The sequence below is a fragment of the Streptomyces sp. NPDC059564 genome (genome assembly GCF_042735575.1).
Taxonomy (GTDB): Bacteria; Actinomycetota; Actinomycetes; order Streptomycetales; family Streptomycetaceae; genus Streptomyces.
The window spans coordinates 1-15,788 of sequence record NZ_JBHWBP010000063.1 but is presented as its reverse complement, the minus strand read 5'-3'; the positions used below and the strand labels follow the sequence as shown (position 1 = coordinate 15,788).

The following is a 15,788-nucleotide window of genomic DNA, read 5'->3' as shown; positions in this document are numbered from 1 at the left end:
CATTCTCCCCTACGGGAACGGGTTTGCGTGGGGGGTGCGCCCTCCATGTAGGCTGTTCACTCATCCACGGGTGCGTAGCTCAGGGGTAGAGCGCTGCTCTTACAAAGCAGATGTCGGCGGTTCGAAACCGTCCGCGCCCACCAGTGCAAAGGCCCCTCGCCGATTGCGGCGGGGGGTCTTTTGCGTCGGAACTCGGGCGCGGGGCGGTGCGGTTGGATGCGCGGGCGGTGGTCTTCGGTGCCCCGTGCCGAGCGGCTGAGCGCGCTTCCGCGATTACGCCATGGGCGCCCTGGCCGTCGGGCGGGGTTGGTGAACGTGTGGTGGCCCCCGGTTGGTTGGCCGGGGGCTGGGGTCAGGCGTTGGGGCGCTTGCCGTGGTTGGCCTTCTTCTTCTTGCGGGCGCGGCGCTTGTTCCCTCGCTTGGCCATGGTGCGTCTCCCTCATCCTTCGGTACGGACATTTCGGGCGTTCGCCAGTCTAGGTTCCGGGTGGGTTTCCCGCTCGGCGGGGCGGGGATCTCATCGCGGGGGTGGTGGGTGTGGGCTGGGGCGAGGCGTGGCTCTGGGGGATCGGGCTCGCGGTGGTGGCCGTGGGGGCCGTGTGGGGTGAGGGGCGGCGTGCCCGGGGGTTCGACGCGCAGCGGGACGCCGAGCGGGCGCGGCTGCTCGCGGGAGTGGCCGCCGGGGGGGGGGAGGCCGGAGATCCGCGGCTCGTGGACGCCGGTCGGGGCGGGCCGGCCGAGCCGGGGGACCGGCGCGACGACTTCACCCCGATCCTCGTCGAGTACTACGCCTACGGGCTGGCGCAGGCCCGCAGCAGCTTCGTGACCAGCCAGCGGTTCGCGGGGGTCGGCGCGGCCGTGCTGCTGTTCGGTGTGGGGCTCGCGGTGTGGAAGGCGGAGAGCACCGGGGACGCGTACCTCGGGGTCGTCACCAGCTCCGTCGGCCTGGTCGTCACCCTCGTCGGGCAGCTGTTCCACCGGCGGGCCGACCTCGCGCTGCGGCACATGGCCGCCCAGACCGCCGCCCTGCGCGAGGACCGGCGGGCCGCCGAGAGCACGCGGCAGGCGATCGGGCTGCTGGAGGAGGTGTCCGACCCGGCGCTGCGGAGCCGGCTCCAGGCCGGGCTGATCATGAAACTTTCCGGGGCCGAGCTGCCGCCCGCAGCGCCATAGTGGAGGTATGTGCCGATCCATTAAGACCCTGCGCCCGCCCGCCATCCCCGAGAAGGCCACGGAGGAGGAGATCCGCGCCGCCGCGCTCCAGTACGTACGGAAGGTGTCCGGCTTCCGGGCGCCCGCCGCGCACAACCGGGAGGTGTTCGACGCCGCCGTGGACGCGGTCGCCGAGGCCACCCGGCTGCTGCTCGACGGGATGCAGGTGCGCGGGCAGTCGGCTCCCGCCCCGGCCTAGACGGCCCAGGGGCGGGTCAGCCGATCTGGGGCGAGCGGCGGCGCAGGATCCAGATGCCGGTGCCGAGTGCGCCGGCCGCGAGCGTGCCGCCCAGCGCCATCTGGCCCGGGCTCATCTCACCGACGCTGCCGCCCAGGCCGCCGCGCGCGGCGCCGGGGGCGACCTGGAGGGTGACGGTGACGCGCCGGCCGCCCGTGCCGCCGCACTCGAAGGTGACGGGGTGGGAGCCCGTGGGGGCGTCGCGGTAGACGGTGGCGGCGCCGAAGAGGTTGGTCGCCTCCAGGTTGCCCGGGGTCAGTGAGACGTTGCCGAACGCGCGGGAGGTGGCCCGGCCGGTCTTGGTGCCGCAGCCCTCGACGTTGAGGCTGACGCGGCCGCCGGGAGAGACGGTGCCGGGGGAAACGGTGGCGGAGGGCGAGCCGGTGGCGGAGGGGGCGGCAGGGGCGGCGGAGGCGAGCGTGGCGGGTGTGGCTGCCGCTGCGGCGAGTGCCGCGACCGCGGCTCCTGCCAGGCGGTACCGGATGCGCGTGGGGGACATGGAGAGAACTCCTCGGGCTCCTCGAAACGGCGCGGCCAGGGCACGGGCGTGACGCGGATTCGGATGCGCGCCGCCCTCTGGACGCTAGAAGCCCCGCCCGCAGGCGGCGATCGGTGCAGGGTGAACGGGTGAGTGGGTGCCCCGCCCGGCCTACGCGCCGACGTGAGCGGGCAGCCCGAAGAGCGGGAACAGCCGCTCGGTGTCGCGGAAGAAGCTGACGTCGGTGATCGTGCCGCCGGAGACCTCGACGACCTGGAGCGCCCAGGGGTCGAAGCCCGTCCCGTCGGCCCGGCGCCGGTACTGGCCGAACGCGGGCGAACCGTTCGCCGTGGTCGGGATCAGCCGGGAGCCCTGGCAGCCGACGGCGGGCCCCGTCAGCCACGCCCGTATCTCGGCGTACCCCCGCATCCACAGGGTGTGGGGGGCCAGCGACAGGGTGGCGTCCACGTGCAGGAGCATGCCGAGCTCCGCCATGTCGAAACCGGAGAAGGCGGCGGCGTACCGGTCGGCCAGCGCACGCCGGGCCGGGTCGGCGGGAGGGGCGCCGAGGGCGCCGTCGGCCCCCTCGGCGCGCCGGGCGGCCAGTACCGCCCTGGCCCGTTGCAGCGCGCTGTTCACGGAGGCGACCGTGGTGCCCTGTACCTCGGCGACCTCCTGCGCCGAGAAGCCGAGCACCTCCCGCAGCAGCAGCACGGCGCGCTGCCGGGGCGCCAGGTGCTGCAGTGCCGCTACGAAGGCCAGCCGGACGGAGTCCCTGGTCACGGCCGCCTCCGCCGGGTCGGCCGGGGCGCCACCGCCGTCGGGGAAGGGCTCGATCCAGGCGGCGGCGTCCAGCGCGGCGCCCGGCGAGGTGGCACCGCTGGTCGGGGCGCAGAGGTCCATCGGCCGGGCCCGGCGCTTGCCGTCGGCCAGCGCGTCGAGGCAGACGTTGGTGGCGATGCGGTAGAGCCACGTCCGTACCGAGGACCGCCCCTCGAAGCGGCCGGCGTTGCGCCAGGCGCGGATCATCGTCTCCTGCACGGCGTCTTCCGCCTCGAACACCGAGCCGAGCATGCGGTAGCAGTACCCGGTGAGCTCCTGCCGGTGCTCTTCGTGCTCTGCCGTGACCGTCTCGTGCGTCATGCGGGCTTCCTAGGTCGCGGCGGCCGTGGCCGGGGGCGGGCGGCGGATGAGGAAGGCGGCCAGGGAGCCCGCCGCGAACAGCGCGATCAGGGAGATCGCGCTGCCGAGCCAGGTCGTGCCCAGCCACTGGGTGCCGAAGTAGCCCAGTGCCACGCTGTAGCCCGCCCAGGTCATGCCCGCCAGCACCGACCAGGGCAGGAACTCCTTCACCTTGCGCTGGGTCTTGCCCGCGCCGAGGGAGACCACCGAGCGCCCGGCGGGGGCGAAGCGGGCGAGCACCACCAGGCCGCCGCCGCCCCGCGCCAGGGCAGCCCCCAGCCGCTCGTGAGCCAGGGTCAGCCGGCGGGAGCGGGCGATGGCCCGGTCCAGGCGGGCCCCGCCGCGCCGGGCCAGCCGGTACGCCGCCATGTCGCCCAGCACCGAGGCCGTCGTGGCGATCACCAGCAGCGCCATGATGTCCGGCACCCGCGGAGGGGGACCGGCGGCGGCTGCCGCTGCCGCCGCCGTGATCACCAGTACGCCGCTCGGCAGCACCGGCAGGAACACGTCGAGGAGGATGGACACCGCCACCACGACGTAGATCCATGGGCTCGAGGTCAACGACCCCAGAGTCTCAACCACAGCGGGACTCCCCAGTCCGAAGCGCCGCGTCGTCGCGGGGAGCGGCAGGGGCGGCATGACAGCCATACAGCGTACGCCCGGCGCGGGTACCGCGAAGCCCCGGGTCCCGCCGCGGGCCGACCGGCTAGGGCGCGCCGGTGAGTTCCCGGTCCGTGAGATCCCGGTCGGTGAGTTCCCGGTCCAGCACCGTCACCAGCCGGGCCGCCCCAGGCCGGCCCGGGCGGGCCTGGTCCAGGCGCAGCCGGGCGCTCCGGCCCGTCAGGGCCAGCGTCATCAGCTGGTTGCCGAACCACGGGCCGCCCGTACGCCGCCAGCTCAGGGGAGGCCGGCCCGTGCGCCCGTGCCGCGAGAAGCCGCGCCCCAGCCACCGGCCCAGCCGGGACCAGCCGAGCCGGAACCCCCACTTGACCGCCGTGTGGATGGAGTTGTGCACCGGCGAGCACGTCAGCTGGAACACGCGGGCCGTGCTGGGTATTCGGGGCTCGGCCACGTACGCGTGATGGACGTCCCCCGACAGCACGCACACCGTCGCCGGAGCCCTCGGGCCCGTCCCCACCTCCTCGATGAGGTCGCTCAGCGCCGCGAACGACCCGGGGAACGCCGCCCAGTGCTCCAGATCGCTGCGCCGCCGCAGGTCCTCCCCGATCCGCGCCCAGCGCGCCCCGCGCTCGCCCCGGCACAGCGCGGCGTTCCACACCTCCGCGTCGTGGATGAGCGGCGGCATCAGCCACGGCAGCGAGGACCCGATCAGCAGGTGGTCGTAATTCCCGTGCCCGGCAAGGGCGTTCTCCCGCAGCCAGGCCTGTTCGGCCGGGTCGAGCATGGCCCGCCCGCCCTCGGCGAGCACCCGGGCCGCCCGGGTGTCCACCATCAGCAGCCGCGACCGGCCGAAGTCCCGCCGGTAACTCCAGCGCACCGAACCGGGATCGGCGTCCGCCTCGGCGGCGAACGCGCGCAGGGCGTCCGTACCGTCCGGGGTGGCGCGTACCGCCGCGTACAGCGGGTCCGCCGCGAGTTCGGCGGGGGAGAGGTTGCCCAGGTGCTGGTGCACCCAGTACGACATCAGCCCGCTCAGCACCCGTTCGGGCCACCACGGGGTCGCCCGCATCTCCGCGAGCCAGGCCGCGCTGGTGTTCCAGTCGTCTATGACGTCGTGGTCGTCGAATATGTGGAGGCTCGGGACCGTCGAGAGCAGCCAGCGGATCTCGGGGTCGAGCCAGGACTCGTAGTAGAGGCGGGTGTATTCCTCGTAGTCCGCGACCTGGGCGCCCGGCGCCTCCCGCAGGTCCCGGCGGGCCGCCAGCCACCGCCGGGTGTCCCGCGACAGGTGGTCGGCGTACACCTGGTCGCCCAGCAGCAGCAGGACGTCCGGCCGGACCATCTCCGGGTCGGCGGCGAGCTGTGCCGCGAGGGTGTCGAGGGCGTCGGCGCCGTGCGGCCCGCGCCGGCCGGCGGCGGGCGGGGCGGCCTGCCGGCAGGAGCCGAAGGTGACCCGCAGCGCGGGCGAGGACCGCGGGGAACGGCCGCCGGCCGCCGGGGTGGTGATCGTGCTCGGCGGGAAGCCGCTCCCGGAGTCCGGCCAGACGAGGACCCCGTCGAGCAGCACCTCGTACGCCGTGGTCGTGCCCGGGGTCAGCCCGGTGACCGGCACCAGCGCGTAGTGGTGGCCGGAGACCTGGAAGGTACGGACGCTGCCGCCGGCCCCGTCGGCGCAGCGCACCTCGGCCGTGCACGGGCGGTCCGCCTCGACCCATATCGTGGCGGCCCCGCCCGTGTCCCAGTCGACGTAGCGCAGCAGTGGTCCAAGACGCAGCCCGGCCATGGAACTCCCCCTCCTCCATACCCCTTTCGATCACCGTACGGGGCGAAGGGCCCGCCTGGCCTCCCCCTGGCGGGGGAGAGCGGGGGTGAACGTCGTCGGGGGCGGGTTCCGCGGGAGGGGCAGGTCCCGGAGGAGGGGCGGTCCGGTCAGCAGCCGTTCAGGAGGTTCACCAGGGCCGTCTTCTCCCCGGAGTCCATGCTCAGGCCCCAGTACTGCTTGACCTGCACCCACATCCGGGCGTACGTGCAGCGGTACGCGGTCCGCGGGGGCAGCCACTTGCCGGGGTCGAGGTCGCCCTTGGCCTGGTTGACGTTGTCGGTGACGGCGATGAGCTGCGGGCGGGTGAGGTCGTTGGCGAACTGCTGGCGCCGGTCGGTGGTCCAGGAACTGGCGCCCGAACGCCAGGCCTCGGCGAGCGGCACCATGTGGTCGATGTCCACGTCGGACGCGGCGGTCCAGGTGGCGCCGTCGTACTCCGAGTACCAGCTACCGCTGACGGAGGCACAGGCGGAGTCGGTGACGACGTTCACCCCGTCCCGCTTGAGGACCGTCTCGCGGGTGTTGCAGGTGCCGGAGACGGTGCTCCAGTGCGGGAACTGGGCGCGGCTGTAGCCACTGAGGGAACCTTCCGCCGCCGGGGTCACCGTGGCCAGGTAGCTCCGGGCCGCCGCCGCGCTGATGGGGGCGGGCGGGGAGGCCTGGGCGGCCGGGGCGTTCACGAGGGAGGTGAGGGCGGCGAGTGCCACGGCGGACGCGAGGACGCCCGCGCGGCCGGCGCGGCCCGCGCGACGCGCGTAGAAGGAGGGCGTGCGGAGGGACGTGAGGGCCATGAGGGCTCCCTGGATGCGGGGGGTGGACGGCCGTTCGGCCCCGGTGGGGGCGCGGTCATGCTGGCGGCGCCAGGTGTCGGGGGAACGGGCGCCAGGTGACAGGTTGCCGACATGAGCACGTCACATCAAGGCCGACAACACTCCCCGGCCAAAGGGAAGTTGGAATTTCGGCCACGCGGGAAGCGTGGTGCGGGGCGGACTGGGGCCAAGCTCACATTCCGGACGGCTGCCGCCCGCGCCCGGCGTCACGTACCCTGGAGGAGCAGAAGGGGAGTAGCTCTTCGCCGGACCGTCGACATACTGCTGGGTCATCCAGCCGGCGCCCGGAGGCAGGCCGCGCGAGCGGTCGGCCAGCGAGACCTTCGGCCGCAGTGTCCTGTCCGCGTTTACGCATCCAGGGCGCCGCCGAGCCGAAGCGACCCCTGATACACCCCAGGTCTCTCGGTCCCGATGGCGTCCTGCCCGACCGATCGAGGTTTCACCCCGTGTTCAGCTTCAGCGTCATGGCGATCGCCTTCGGCGTCGTCTTCCTCGCCGAACTCCCCGACAAAACGGCCCTCGCGGGCCTGATGCTCGGCACCCGCTACCGCGCCTCCTACGTCTTCGCGGGCGTCGCGGCCGCCTTCGCCGTGCACGTCGCCCTCGCCATCGCCGCCGGCAGCGTGCTCACGCTGCTCCCGCACCGGCTCGTCCAGGCCGTCGTCGGCGTCCTCTTCCTCGCGGGCGCGGCGATGCTGCTCCTGAAGAAGAGCGACGGGGACGAGGAGGTCAAGCCGCCCGCCGACCAGTCCTTCTGGAAGGTCTCGGGGGCCGGCTTCATGCTGATCCTGGTGGCCGAGTTCGGTGACCTGACCCAGATCATGACCGCCAACCTCGCCGCGCGGTACGACAACCCGGTCTCCGTCGGCCTCGGCGCCGTGCTGGCCCTGTGGGCGGTCGCGGGCATCGGCATCCTGGGCGGGCGCACCCTCATGAAGTACGTGCCGCTGCGGCTCATCACCAAGGTGGCGGCCGCGGTCATGGCGGCGCTGGCGGTGTTCTCGCTGTACGAGGCCATCGCGGGCTGAGGCGGGGCGGGTCCGGGGAAAACCCCTTGCGGGGGACCGGGCCCGCGGGCACGCTCGCGGGCGTGAACGCCTTCGAACCCGGGTCAGCGCCCGAGTCGGCGCCCGACTCGGCGCCCGAGCCCGAGACCGGCCGGAGTTTCGGCTGGTCCAACATGTTCGTCCACCCCGACGAGGACGCCCGCTCCGACGGCGGCTTCCGGGGTGAACGGGCCGTCCTCGCCGGATATCTGCGCGACCAGCGCCTGACGCTGGAGCTGAAGTGCGCCGGCCTGGACGCCGAGGCGATGGCCAGCCGTACGGTGGAGCCCTCGAACCTGTCGCTGCTGGGCCTCGTGCGCCATCTCGCGGGGGTGGAGCAGAGCTGGTTCCGGCGCGTCATGGAGGGCGAGGAGATCCGCCGCCACTACCGCTCGGAGCGGGAACCGGACGGGGAGTTCACCGGCGCGGTCGGCGACCCGGCGGTGGTGGAGGAGGCGTGGGCCACCTGGCGCGCGGAGGTCGCCTTCGCGGAGCGGCTGGTGGCGCGGGCGCCCGACCTGGGCGTCACCGGCGACGCGGGCGGCGGCGAGCCGATGGAACTGCGCGAGGTGCTGGTGCACATGATCGAGGAGTACGCCCGCCACAACGGCCACGCCGATCTGCTGCGGGAGCGGATCGACGGGCGCGTCGGGCAGTAGCGGCGGGCGGTCCTACGAGGCCACGTGCCGGGGAGTAGGTCAGGCGGCCGGGGTGAGGACGAGGCGGATCGTGCCGTCGGCGCCGGCCTCGACGCGGACCGAGGTCAGGTCGGGGACGTGGGCCGTCGGCCCGTACGCGGCGGCGCGGGGGCCGATGCCGATCACGCGCATCCCGGCCGCCAGGCCCGCGGCGATACCGGCGCCGGAGTCCTCGAAGACCACGCAGTCGGCCGGGTCCACACCCAGCTCGGCGGCGCCCTTGAGGAAACCCTCGGGGTCGGGCTTGCTGGCGCCGACGGACTCGGCGGTCACCCGCACCCGCGGCATCGGCAGCGCGGCGGCCGTCATCCGGGCCGCGGCCAGGGCGGCGTCGGCCGAGGTGACGAGGGCGTGCGGGAGCCCGGCTATGGCCGCCATGAACTCGGCGGCGCCGCCGACGGGCACGACGCCGTCGGTGTCGGCCGTCTCGCGGGCCAGCATCACCTTGTTCTCGGCGTGGTTGAGCTCCACGGGGCGCTCGGGGAGCAGGATCGCCATCGTGGCGTAGCCCTGGCGGCCGTGGACCACCTTGAGGGCCTCCTGCGGGTCCAGCCCGTGGGACAGCGCCCACTCGCGCCAGCAGCGTTCGACCACCGCGTCGGAGTTGACGATGGTGCCGTCCATGTCCAGGAGCAGGGCCCGGGCGGACAGGACGACGGGGGCGGTGGTGGTGCTGGCCGGCATCGGCATGGCTCCAGACGGGGCGGGAAAAGAGAACAAGTGGTTCCGTCCACCGGTCAGGGAGTGCGGACGGAACCACTTTGTTCCTACACGATACAAAACGAGGGGCGGTGCGCGCCACCGTTCGCGGAGTGACCTATCCCTCCAGGGCGCGCCGGGTCGCCGGGCCGTAGACGCCCAGCGGGTCGTCTTCGATGTCATAGTCGAGCTGGAATTCCATGACGGCGTGCTCGACGGAGCGCCCGTACTTGCCGTCGAAGCGGCCGCGGTAGAGGCCCTGGTCCGCCAGCAGCCGCTGGAGCTTCTCCACCTCGGGGCCGGAGTCCCCGGAACGCAGGGTGGCGGGCTTGGGGGGCGGCGGGGGAGTGGGGCTGGCGGGGCGGGTACGGCTCGCCGAGGGGCTGGGCGGCGGGGCGGACGACCGGGATGCGCTGGCGCTGGCCGACCGGGACGGCGACGCGGAGCGGGAGGCGCCGGCCGTCGCGGAGGGGGTCCCGCCGGTCGGCGTCGGGCCGGTGGGCCCGTCCGACGGGCCGACCGGGGCCTCGGTGATGGCCGGCGCCGACGGTTTGGGGTCCAGCAGGACGGCGTCGCCGTCGCCCGAGCCGGTGAACAGCCCGAACCCCAGGGCCACCACCGCCGCGGCCGCCACCACGCCGCCCCCGGCGACCAGCGGCACCAGCCGCCGGCCCCGCGGCGCGGAACCCGCCCGGGGTGCCCCCGGAGGGACGGCCCGCAGCTGCACGGTCTGCTCGCCCCGGCCCGGCACGGCCGTCCCGAAGGCAGGCGTCTGCGGCCCGCCCGCCGGAACCGGCGCGAACATCTCGGTCGCGGCCTCCCCCGGCGCGCCGCCGCCGAATCCGACGCCGCCGAATCCGACGCCGCCGGGCGCGGCCCCGTAGGCGACGTCGCCCCCGCGCTGGTCCAGGTGCTGCGGGTACGCGGCCCCGTTCCCGGCCCCGGGTTGGGGAACGGGGGCGTAGGGGCGGATGCGGAGGGGGTCGTATCCGCTCGGTGTGCATGTGCAGGCGGCGCTCACGGCGTCGCATTCCGGACAGCGCTCAGCGCTCACTGCTACCCCTCCCCTGGTTACTGCCAGCGATTATGCAGACCCGCCGGGCCCCGCCCAACCCGCCCGACAGGCCATAACCGGACACACCGCTCAGGATGGATGGTGCTGATCCTGCCTGAGGAGGTCCCGATGGCCCAGGATGTCACCGCTTCCACCGTGGAACCCGGTCCCGGCACCGAGCACGCCTCCCGCGAGGTGCTCGTCTCGATCGGAGCCCTGCTGCTGGGCCTGCTGATCGCCGCTCTCGACCAGACCATCGTCTCCACCGCGCTCCCGACCATCGTCAGCGAACTCGGCGGCATGGACCACCTGTCCTGGGTGGTCACCGCCTACATGCTGGCCTCCACCGCGGCCACCCCGCTGTGGGGCAAACTCGGTGACCAGTACGGCCGCAAGAAGCTCTACCAGTACGCCATCGTGCTGTTCCTGATCGGCTCCGCGCTCTGCGGCCTCGCCCAGAACATGCCCCAGCTCATCGGCTTCCGCGCCCTCCAGGGACTGGGCGGCGGCGGGCTGATGGTGCTGTCGATGGCGATCGTCGGCGACATCGTGCCCCCGCGCGAACGCGGCAAGTACCAGGGCCTCTTCGGCGGCGTCTTCGGCGCGACCAGCGTCCTGGGACCGCTGCTCGGCGGCCTGTTCGTGGACCACCTCAGCTGGCGGTGGGTCTTCTACATCAACATCCCCATCGGTCTCGTCGCCCTCGTCGTCATCGCCGCCGCCCTGCGCATACCGTCCCGTTCCTCGAAGCACACCATCGACTACCTCGGCACCTTCCTCATCGCCTCCGTCGCCACCTGCCTCGTGCTGGTCGCCTCCCTCGGCGGCACCACCTGGGCCTGGGGGTCGAGCCAGATCATCGGCCTCGCCGTCCTGGGCGTCCTGCTCCTCGTCGCCTTCCTGTTCGTGGAGCGGCGGGCCGCCGAACCGGTCCTGCCCCTCAAGCTGTTCCGCATCCGCACCTTCACCCTCTGCTCGGTGATCAGCTTCATCATCGGTTTCGCGATGTTCGGCGCGATGGTCTACCTGCCGACGTTCCTGCAGGTCGTGCGGGGCGTCTCGCCGACCATGTCGGGCGTCCACATGCTGCCGATGGTGCTCGGCCTGCTGATCGCCTCCACCGTCTCCGGCCAGATCGTCAGCCGCACCGGACGCTGGAAGGTCTTCCCCATCCTCGGCACCGGCGTCACCGCCGTCGGACTGCTGCTCCTGCACCAGCTGGAACGCACCAGCTCCGACTGGGAGATGAGCGTCTACTTCTTCGTCTTCGGCGTGGGCCTCGGTCTGGTCATGCAGGTCCTCGTCCTCGTCGTGCAGAACGCGGTCAGTTACGCCGACCTCGGCGTCGCCACTTCCGGTGCCACCTTCTTCCGCTCCATCGGCGCCTCCTTCGGCGTCGCCATCTTCGGCACGATCTTCACCAACCGGCTCGGCGACAAGCTCTCGGCCGCCCTCGCCGGCGTCCCGCTGCCGCCCACCGCGAGCGTCGAGCGGCTGGAGGCGGACCCCCGGGCCATCGGCCTGCTCCCGGCCCGGCTGCGGACCTCGGCGCTCGACGCCTACGCCACGGCCATCACCGACGTCTTCCTCTACGCCGTGCCCGTGGTCCTGCTCGCCTTCGTGGTGTCCTGGTTCCTGAAGGAGGACAAGCTCCGCGGCTCGGTCACCGCACCCGATGTGACCGAGACCCTCGCCTCCAACCCCGTCGAACGCTCCTCGCGCGACGAGGTCGCCCGCGCGCTGTGCGTGCTGGGCACCCGCGAGGGCCGCCGCCACATCTACGAGAAGATCACCGAGAAGGCGGGCTACGACCTGCTCCCCGCGGCCAGCTGGCTGCTGCTGCGGATCAAGAAGTACGGATCCGCGGATCCGGCGGTGCTCGCGGAACGCACCGGGATCCCCCTCCGCGCCATCACGGACGCCGCCCGCCAGGTCGAGGAGCGCCGGCTCGCCGTCCGCGACGGCCTCTCGCTGATCCTGACCGACCGCGGCCGGGAGGTGGCGGGCCGCCTCTCCGATGCCCGGCAGGAGTCCCTCGCCGAGCTGCTCGGCGATTGGTGGGGCCCCGAGCGCCCCACCGACCTGGTCAAGCTCGTGGAGGAGATCAACCGGGAGCTGTGCGGCTCCGACGCCGAGGAGCCCTACGACACCCTCCCGCGCCGGGACCACGCCGCCCACTAGCCGGCCATCACCCCAGGGACTTCTCGAACCAGTGCTGGGCGTACGGCCCGGAGTTGTACGCCGGTATCTCGCGGTACCCGTGACGCGCGTACAGGGCGCGGGCCTCCACCAGGTCGCTGCGGGTGTCCAGGCGCACCCGCCCCGCGCCCAGCGCGCGGGCCGCCTCCTCCAGCGCGGCGAGCAGGGCCGCCCCGCCGCTGGTGCCGCGGGTGCGCGGGTCGACGTAGATCCTGGTGAGTTCGGCCGTGACGGGGTCGAGGAGGCGTATGCCGCCGCAGGCCCGGGGCCGCCCGTCGAGCCGGCCGACGGCGAAGCAGCCGGTGGGCGGGACGAGGCCGTCGGCCGGGTCGTCCAGCATCCCCTGGTCGATCTCGGCCTCGGTGGCGGTCCGTTCCCAGTACCGCCCGGCGACCTCCGCGTAGTAGGCGCGGCGCAGGGCGGTGGCGTCCGGCGTCGCGAAGGACTCCAGAGTCACCTCCCACGCCGTGGTCCCGGTGGTCGTGGTTGCCGTACCGGTCGACGTTGCCGTGTGTGCGGTCCTCAGCTTCTCGTTCATGGCCTCAGTCTGGAGCGCCTCCGGCCCTCCCCGCGTGGAATATCCACAGGCACGGGTCGATGATGAGGAAAGGTGTAAATCGTACGAACCGAGCGCGCAAGCGAAGGGTGTGAACGGACATGTCGGAGCATCCGGACTGTGCCCTGATCCGCCGCAGCTACGAAGCCTTCGGCAAGGGCGACATGGAGACCCTGGGAACGATGATGACGGCCGACGTCATCCACCACATGCCCGGCAGCAGCCCCCTCTCGGGGCACCACAAGGGGCGCGAAGCCGTCCTCGACCTCTACCGGCGGCTCGGAACGGAGACCAAGGGCACCATGCAGGTCCGCCTCGAGCGGATCCTGGTGGACGGACGCGGCCACGCGATGTCCCTCCACACCGTCCAGGCGGACCGCGGCGACCGGGGCATCGAGATGCACGAGGGTCTCTTCTTCACCATCGTCGGCGGCAAGATCAGCGACATCGACGAGTGCACCCAGGACATCGACGAGAGCGACGCCTTCTGGCGCTGACAGAGCACGGGCGATCCGGAGCCGACAGAGCGCGAGCAAACCGGCAAGCACGAAGGGCCCGGCGCGGCACACCGCCGCCCCGGGCCCTTCCGCGTCACCAGCGGCTCACGCCTGCTTCCGCGTCACCAGCGGCTCACGCCTGCTTCGGCGCCGCCTGCTGCACGACCTCGAACGACCACACCTGGGACCCGGAAGCCGCCGGCTTCGGCCGCTCGCCGCCACCGGCGCCGCCACCCTGGTGCGCGGCCTTCATCGGCCCCTCCATCCACGCCTGGAAGTCCTCCTCCGAACGCCACCGCGTGTAGACCAGGTACTGGTCGGTGCCCTCGACGGGCCGGAGCAGCTCGAACCACTCGAACCCGTCCGAACCCTCCACGGCCCCCGCCCGCGAGGCGAAGCGCTGTTCCAGAACTTCCCGCTGCTCGGCGGGCACGGTGAGTGCGTTGATCTTCACGATGCTCATGGACGCCATCCTAGGGATCCCACGGGGGATATCGTCGTCCAGGTAATGACCCGGTGCATGAAGCGCGGCAGCCAGGCGAAGTCGAGGTTGCGGTCGACAGGGCGGGAGGACGGCGAGGCGTGGCTAACGCGGCGGACCACGGCGGTGCAGGCGGACATGCCGGAGTCATAGGCGGTGGCGGCAGACTCGGGGCGGCACGGCTCGTGCTGTGGGCGCTGGCGGCCGTCCTCACCGTCAGACAGGCCGTCGCGGTGCTCAGCGTGCCGCCGGGCGAGTGGCTCGGCGGCTTCCACCTCCCGGGCAGCCCCGGGAGCCTGCCCGGCTCGCTCTACGACGCCGGCCAGTTCACCGGCACCCCCTTCGCGGGACTCGTCCTCAAGCCGCTGGTCGGCCTCGCGGCGCCGTCCCTGGAAGTGGCCTGGACCTGCGTGACCCTGCTGTTCGTCGCCGCGATCGGGCTGGTCGCCGCACGCGGGCTGCCCGACCCCGTGCCCCGCCGCACCGCGCTGCTGGCCGCGCCCGTGCTGGTCGCGCTGATGATGGTCTCGCTGCCCGTCCGCGAGGCCGCCTCCCCCGGCCAGACCGCCGTACTGCCCGTGCTGCTGGTGCTGCTCGCGTTCTTCCGGGTGCCCGGGGAGCGGCCCGCCGGGTTCCTCGTCGGCCTCGCCGCCGCCCTCCAGCCGGCGCTGCTGTTCTTCGCGCCGCTGCTGTGGCTGACCGGGCGCCGGCCCACCGCCAAGGCCGCCGCCGTGACCTTCGCCGGCGCCACCGCGCTGTCCTGGGCGTCACTGCCGCGCGACTCGTGGACGTACTGGGCCGAGCACCTCGCGGGCACCGGCCTCGGCGGCGCCCCCGACGGCCTGGCCAACCAGTCCGTCCACGGCGCCCTGCTGCGCCTGGGCCTCAGCGGCCCCGCCGAGGTCCTGCCCTACCTCGCCCTCGCCGCCGCCCTCGCCTTCGTCGGCCTGCGCCGCGCCGCCCGCTACGCCCGCGACGGCCAGCTGCTGCTCGCCGTCGCCGTCACCGGCTGCGTGGCCGTCGCCGTGTCCCCGACCGGCTGGCGCCACCAGCTGCTGTGGGTGCTGCTCGCGGTGGCCGGCAAGGTGGGCAAGCGCGCCGCCGACCGGCCGGTGTGGCCGGTGGCCGTGGTGCTCGCGATGACCCTGCCCAGCGCCGTGCTGCTGCCGAACCTGGCCGCGCTGGCCCCCGTACGCGACAACGTGCTGCTCCTCGCGGCCGTGGCGGCGGCCTGCGCCGTGCCGTTCCTGCCGCGCTCCTCGCCGTACTGGCGCGCCCCCGTGCCGACGCTGTACGGGCGGCCCGCCGCATCCCGCTGGTCGCGAGTGCCGCTGCTGCCGTTCTGGCGCCGGGTGCTGTCCCGCCCGAACCTGCTGCTGGAGCTGCTGCTGATACGGGTCGGCTACTCGCTGTACTCGCACATCCGCGCCGCGGCCCCCACCAGCCGCTCCCTCGCCGAGGGCAACGGGAGCCAGATCCACGCCATCGAGCAGGCGCTCGGCATCGACATCGAGCGCGCCGTGAACCGGGCCGTCGTGGACACGCCCTGGCTGGAGGCGTTCTTCAACTTCTACTACACCTCCTTCCACTTCGTGGTCCCGCTGGCCATCCTGGCCGTCCTGTACTGGCGCCGGCCGGGGGAGTACCGCTGGGCGCGGGCCTCGCTGGGGCTGGCGACCGTCATCGCGCTCGCCGGGTTCTGGCTCTACCCGCTGGCCCCGCCGCGGCTCATGCCGGACCTCGGATTCGTCGACACCGTGCACGGGGTGCAGGACCTGGCGAACCCCTCGTACGGGGCGATGACCGCGATCTCCAACCAGTACGCGGCGATGCCCTCGCTGCACTTCGGCTGGTCGCTGTGGTGCGGGATCGTGATCGTGGTGCTCGCGCCGAAGGGGTGGCAGAAGCTGCTCGGGGCGCTGCACCCGCTGATCACGGTCTGCGCGATCGTGGCCACCGCCAACCACTGGGTGCTCGACGCGGTCGGCGGCGCGGCCGTCGTCGGCGCCGGGTTCGGGCTGGTCCACGTACTGTCCGGGCCGCGACGCCTCCAGATGAGCCTGCCCGCACAGCGCGCGGCGGCCGCGGAGCCGGTGCGCACCCCGGCCCGGTCGGGGCGCCGTGGCAGGGCTCGAACTGTCCTGCACCCACCACAAGTCGGTGCGCTCGGGTCTG

Annotated in this window: 17 protein-coding genes and 1 tRNA gene; 8 read left to right on the top strand and 10 right to left on the bottom strand. The window is 73.4% G+C overall.

Annotated features, from left to right (window positions below):
- The first annotated feature begins 68 nt into the window (after positions 1-68).
- A tRNA-Val gene (locus ACFV0Q_RS14270) sits at positions 69-143 on the top strand.
- 209 nt (positions 144-352) lie between these two features.
- On the opposite strand, the gene ACFV0Q_RS14265 is transcribed toward ACFV0Q_RS14270, so the two are convergent.
- On the bottom strand, positions 353-427 hold the full coding sequence (locus ACFV0Q_RS14265) for a 50S ribosomal protein bL37 (protein WP_100661309.1): 75 nt from the start codon (positions 425-427) through the stop codon (positions 353-355).
- Positions 428-528: 101 nt separating this feature from the next.
- Here ACFV0Q_RS14265 and ACFV0Q_RS14260 point away from each other — a divergent pair, with 101 nt between their 5' ends.
- On the top strand, positions 529-1,173 hold the full coding sequence (locus tag ACFV0Q_RS14260; protein WP_385004956.1) for a hypothetical protein: 645 nt from the start codon (positions 529-531) through the stop codon (positions 1,171-1,173).
- A gap of 7 nt (positions 1,174-1,180) precedes the next feature.
- Complete coding sequence (locus tag ACFV0Q_RS14255; RefSeq protein ID WP_385004954.1) at positions 1,181-1,411, top strand: DUF2277 domain-containing protein; 231 nt, start codon at positions 1,181-1,183, stop codon at positions 1,409-1,411.
- Between the two features lie 16 nt (positions 1,412-1,427).
- Here the strand turns inward: ACFV0Q_RS14255 and ACFV0Q_RS14250 are convergent, their stop codons facing one another.
- From ACFV0Q_RS14250 to ACFV0Q_RS14230, 5 genes are all read right to left on the bottom strand, one after another.
- A complete protein-coding gene (locus ACFV0Q_RS14250) occupies positions 1,428-1,949 on the bottom strand; it encodes a hypothetical protein (protein WP_385004952.1) in 522 nt (173 codons plus the stop codon).
- 150 nt (positions 1,950-2,099) lie between these two features.
- Positions 2,100-3,071: a sigma-70 family RNA polymerase sigma factor gene (locus tag ACFV0Q_RS14245; protein ID WP_385004950.1), complete on the bottom strand. Its 972-nt coding sequence runs from the start codon at positions 3,069-3,071 to the stop codon at positions 2,100-2,102.
- 9 nt (positions 3,072-3,080) lie between these two features.
- Complete coding sequence (locus ACFV0Q_RS14240; RefSeq protein ID WP_385004948.1) at positions 3,081-3,692, bottom strand: DedA family protein; 612 nt, start codon at positions 3,690-3,692, stop codon at positions 3,081-3,083.
- Positions 3,693-3,816: 124 nt separating this feature from the next.
- Positions 3,817-5,514, bottom strand: a complete 1,698-nt coding sequence (locus tag ACFV0Q_RS14235) for an alkaline phosphatase D family protein (protein WP_385004946.1) — start codon at positions 5,512-5,514, stop codon at positions 3,817-3,819.
- Positions 5,515-5,660: 146 nt separating this feature from the next.
- Positions 5,661-6,344, bottom strand: coding sequence for an HNH endonuclease family protein (locus ACFV0Q_RS14230; protein WP_385004944.1), 684 nt, complete (start codon positions 6,342-6,344; stop codon positions 5,661-5,663).
- Positions 6,345-6,829: 485 nt separating this feature from the next.
- Between ACFV0Q_RS14230 and ACFV0Q_RS14225 the strand changes: the two genes are divergently transcribed.
- Positions 6,830-7,411 carry a TMEM165/GDT1 family protein gene (locus ACFV0Q_RS14225; RefSeq protein WP_385004942.1) on the top strand — a complete coding sequence of 194 codons (582 nt, stop codon included), beginning with the start codon at positions 6,830-6,832 and terminating at the stop codon, positions 7,409-7,411.
- A gap of 152 nt (positions 7,412-7,563) precedes the next feature.
- Positions 7,564-8,088, top strand: coding sequence for a DinB family protein (locus ACFV0Q_RS14220; protein ID WP_385004981.1), 525 nt, complete (start codon positions 7,564-7,566; stop codon positions 8,086-8,088).
- Positions 8,089-8,127: 39 nt separating this feature from the next.
- Here the strand turns inward: ACFV0Q_RS14220 and ACFV0Q_RS14215 are convergent, their stop codons facing one another.
- Positions 8,128-8,811, bottom strand: coding sequence for an HAD-IA family hydrolase (locus tag ACFV0Q_RS14215; protein WP_385004940.1), 684 nt, complete (start codon positions 8,809-8,811; stop codon positions 8,128-8,130).
- A 133-nt stretch (positions 8,812-8,944) separates the two neighbouring features.
- A complete protein-coding gene (locus tag ACFV0Q_RS14210; RefSeq protein WP_385004938.1) occupies positions 8,945-9,880 on the bottom strand; it encodes a peptidoglycan-binding protein in 936 nt (311 codons plus the stop codon).
- A gap of 129 nt (positions 9,881-10,009) precedes the next feature.
- Between ACFV0Q_RS14210 and ACFV0Q_RS14205 the strand changes: the two genes are divergently transcribed.
- Entirely contained in the window at positions 10,010-12,061 is a 2,052-nt protein-coding gene (locus tag ACFV0Q_RS14205; protein WP_385004936.1) for a DHA2 family efflux MFS transporter permease subunit, read from the top strand.
- Between the two features lie 7 nt (positions 12,062-12,068).
- Here ACFV0Q_RS14205 and ACFV0Q_RS14200 read toward each other — a convergent pair whose 3' ends face one another.
- Complete coding sequence (locus ACFV0Q_RS14200) at positions 12,069-12,617, bottom strand: GNAT family N-acetyltransferase (protein ID WP_385004934.1); 549 nt, start codon at positions 12,615-12,617, stop codon at positions 12,069-12,071.
- A 119-nt stretch (positions 12,618-12,736) separates the two neighbouring features.
- Between ACFV0Q_RS14200 and ACFV0Q_RS14195 the strand changes: the two genes are divergently transcribed.
- Positions 12,737-13,132, top strand: a complete 396-nt coding sequence (locus ACFV0Q_RS14195; RefSeq protein WP_385004932.1) for a nuclear transport factor 2 family protein — start codon at positions 12,737-12,739, stop codon at positions 13,130-13,132.
- A 133-nt stretch (positions 13,133-13,265) separates the two neighbouring features.
- Here the strand turns inward: ACFV0Q_RS14195 and ACFV0Q_RS14190 are convergent, their stop codons facing one another.
- The gene (locus ACFV0Q_RS14190; protein WP_385004930.1) at positions 13,266-13,595 is read right to left on the bottom strand and encodes an antibiotic biosynthesis monooxygenase family protein; all 330 of its coding nucleotides are present in this window, start codon (positions 13,593-13,595) and stop codon (positions 13,266-13,268) included.
- A 119-nt stretch (positions 13,596-13,714) separates the two neighbouring features.
- On the opposite strand from ACFV0Q_RS14190, the gene ACFV0Q_RS14185 reads away from it, so the two are divergent.
- Positions 13,715-15,788: bifunctional glycosyltransferase 87/phosphatase PAP2 family protein (locus ACFV0Q_RS14185; protein ID WP_385004928.1), on the top strand; the 2,074-nt coding region annotated here is incomplete at its 3' end.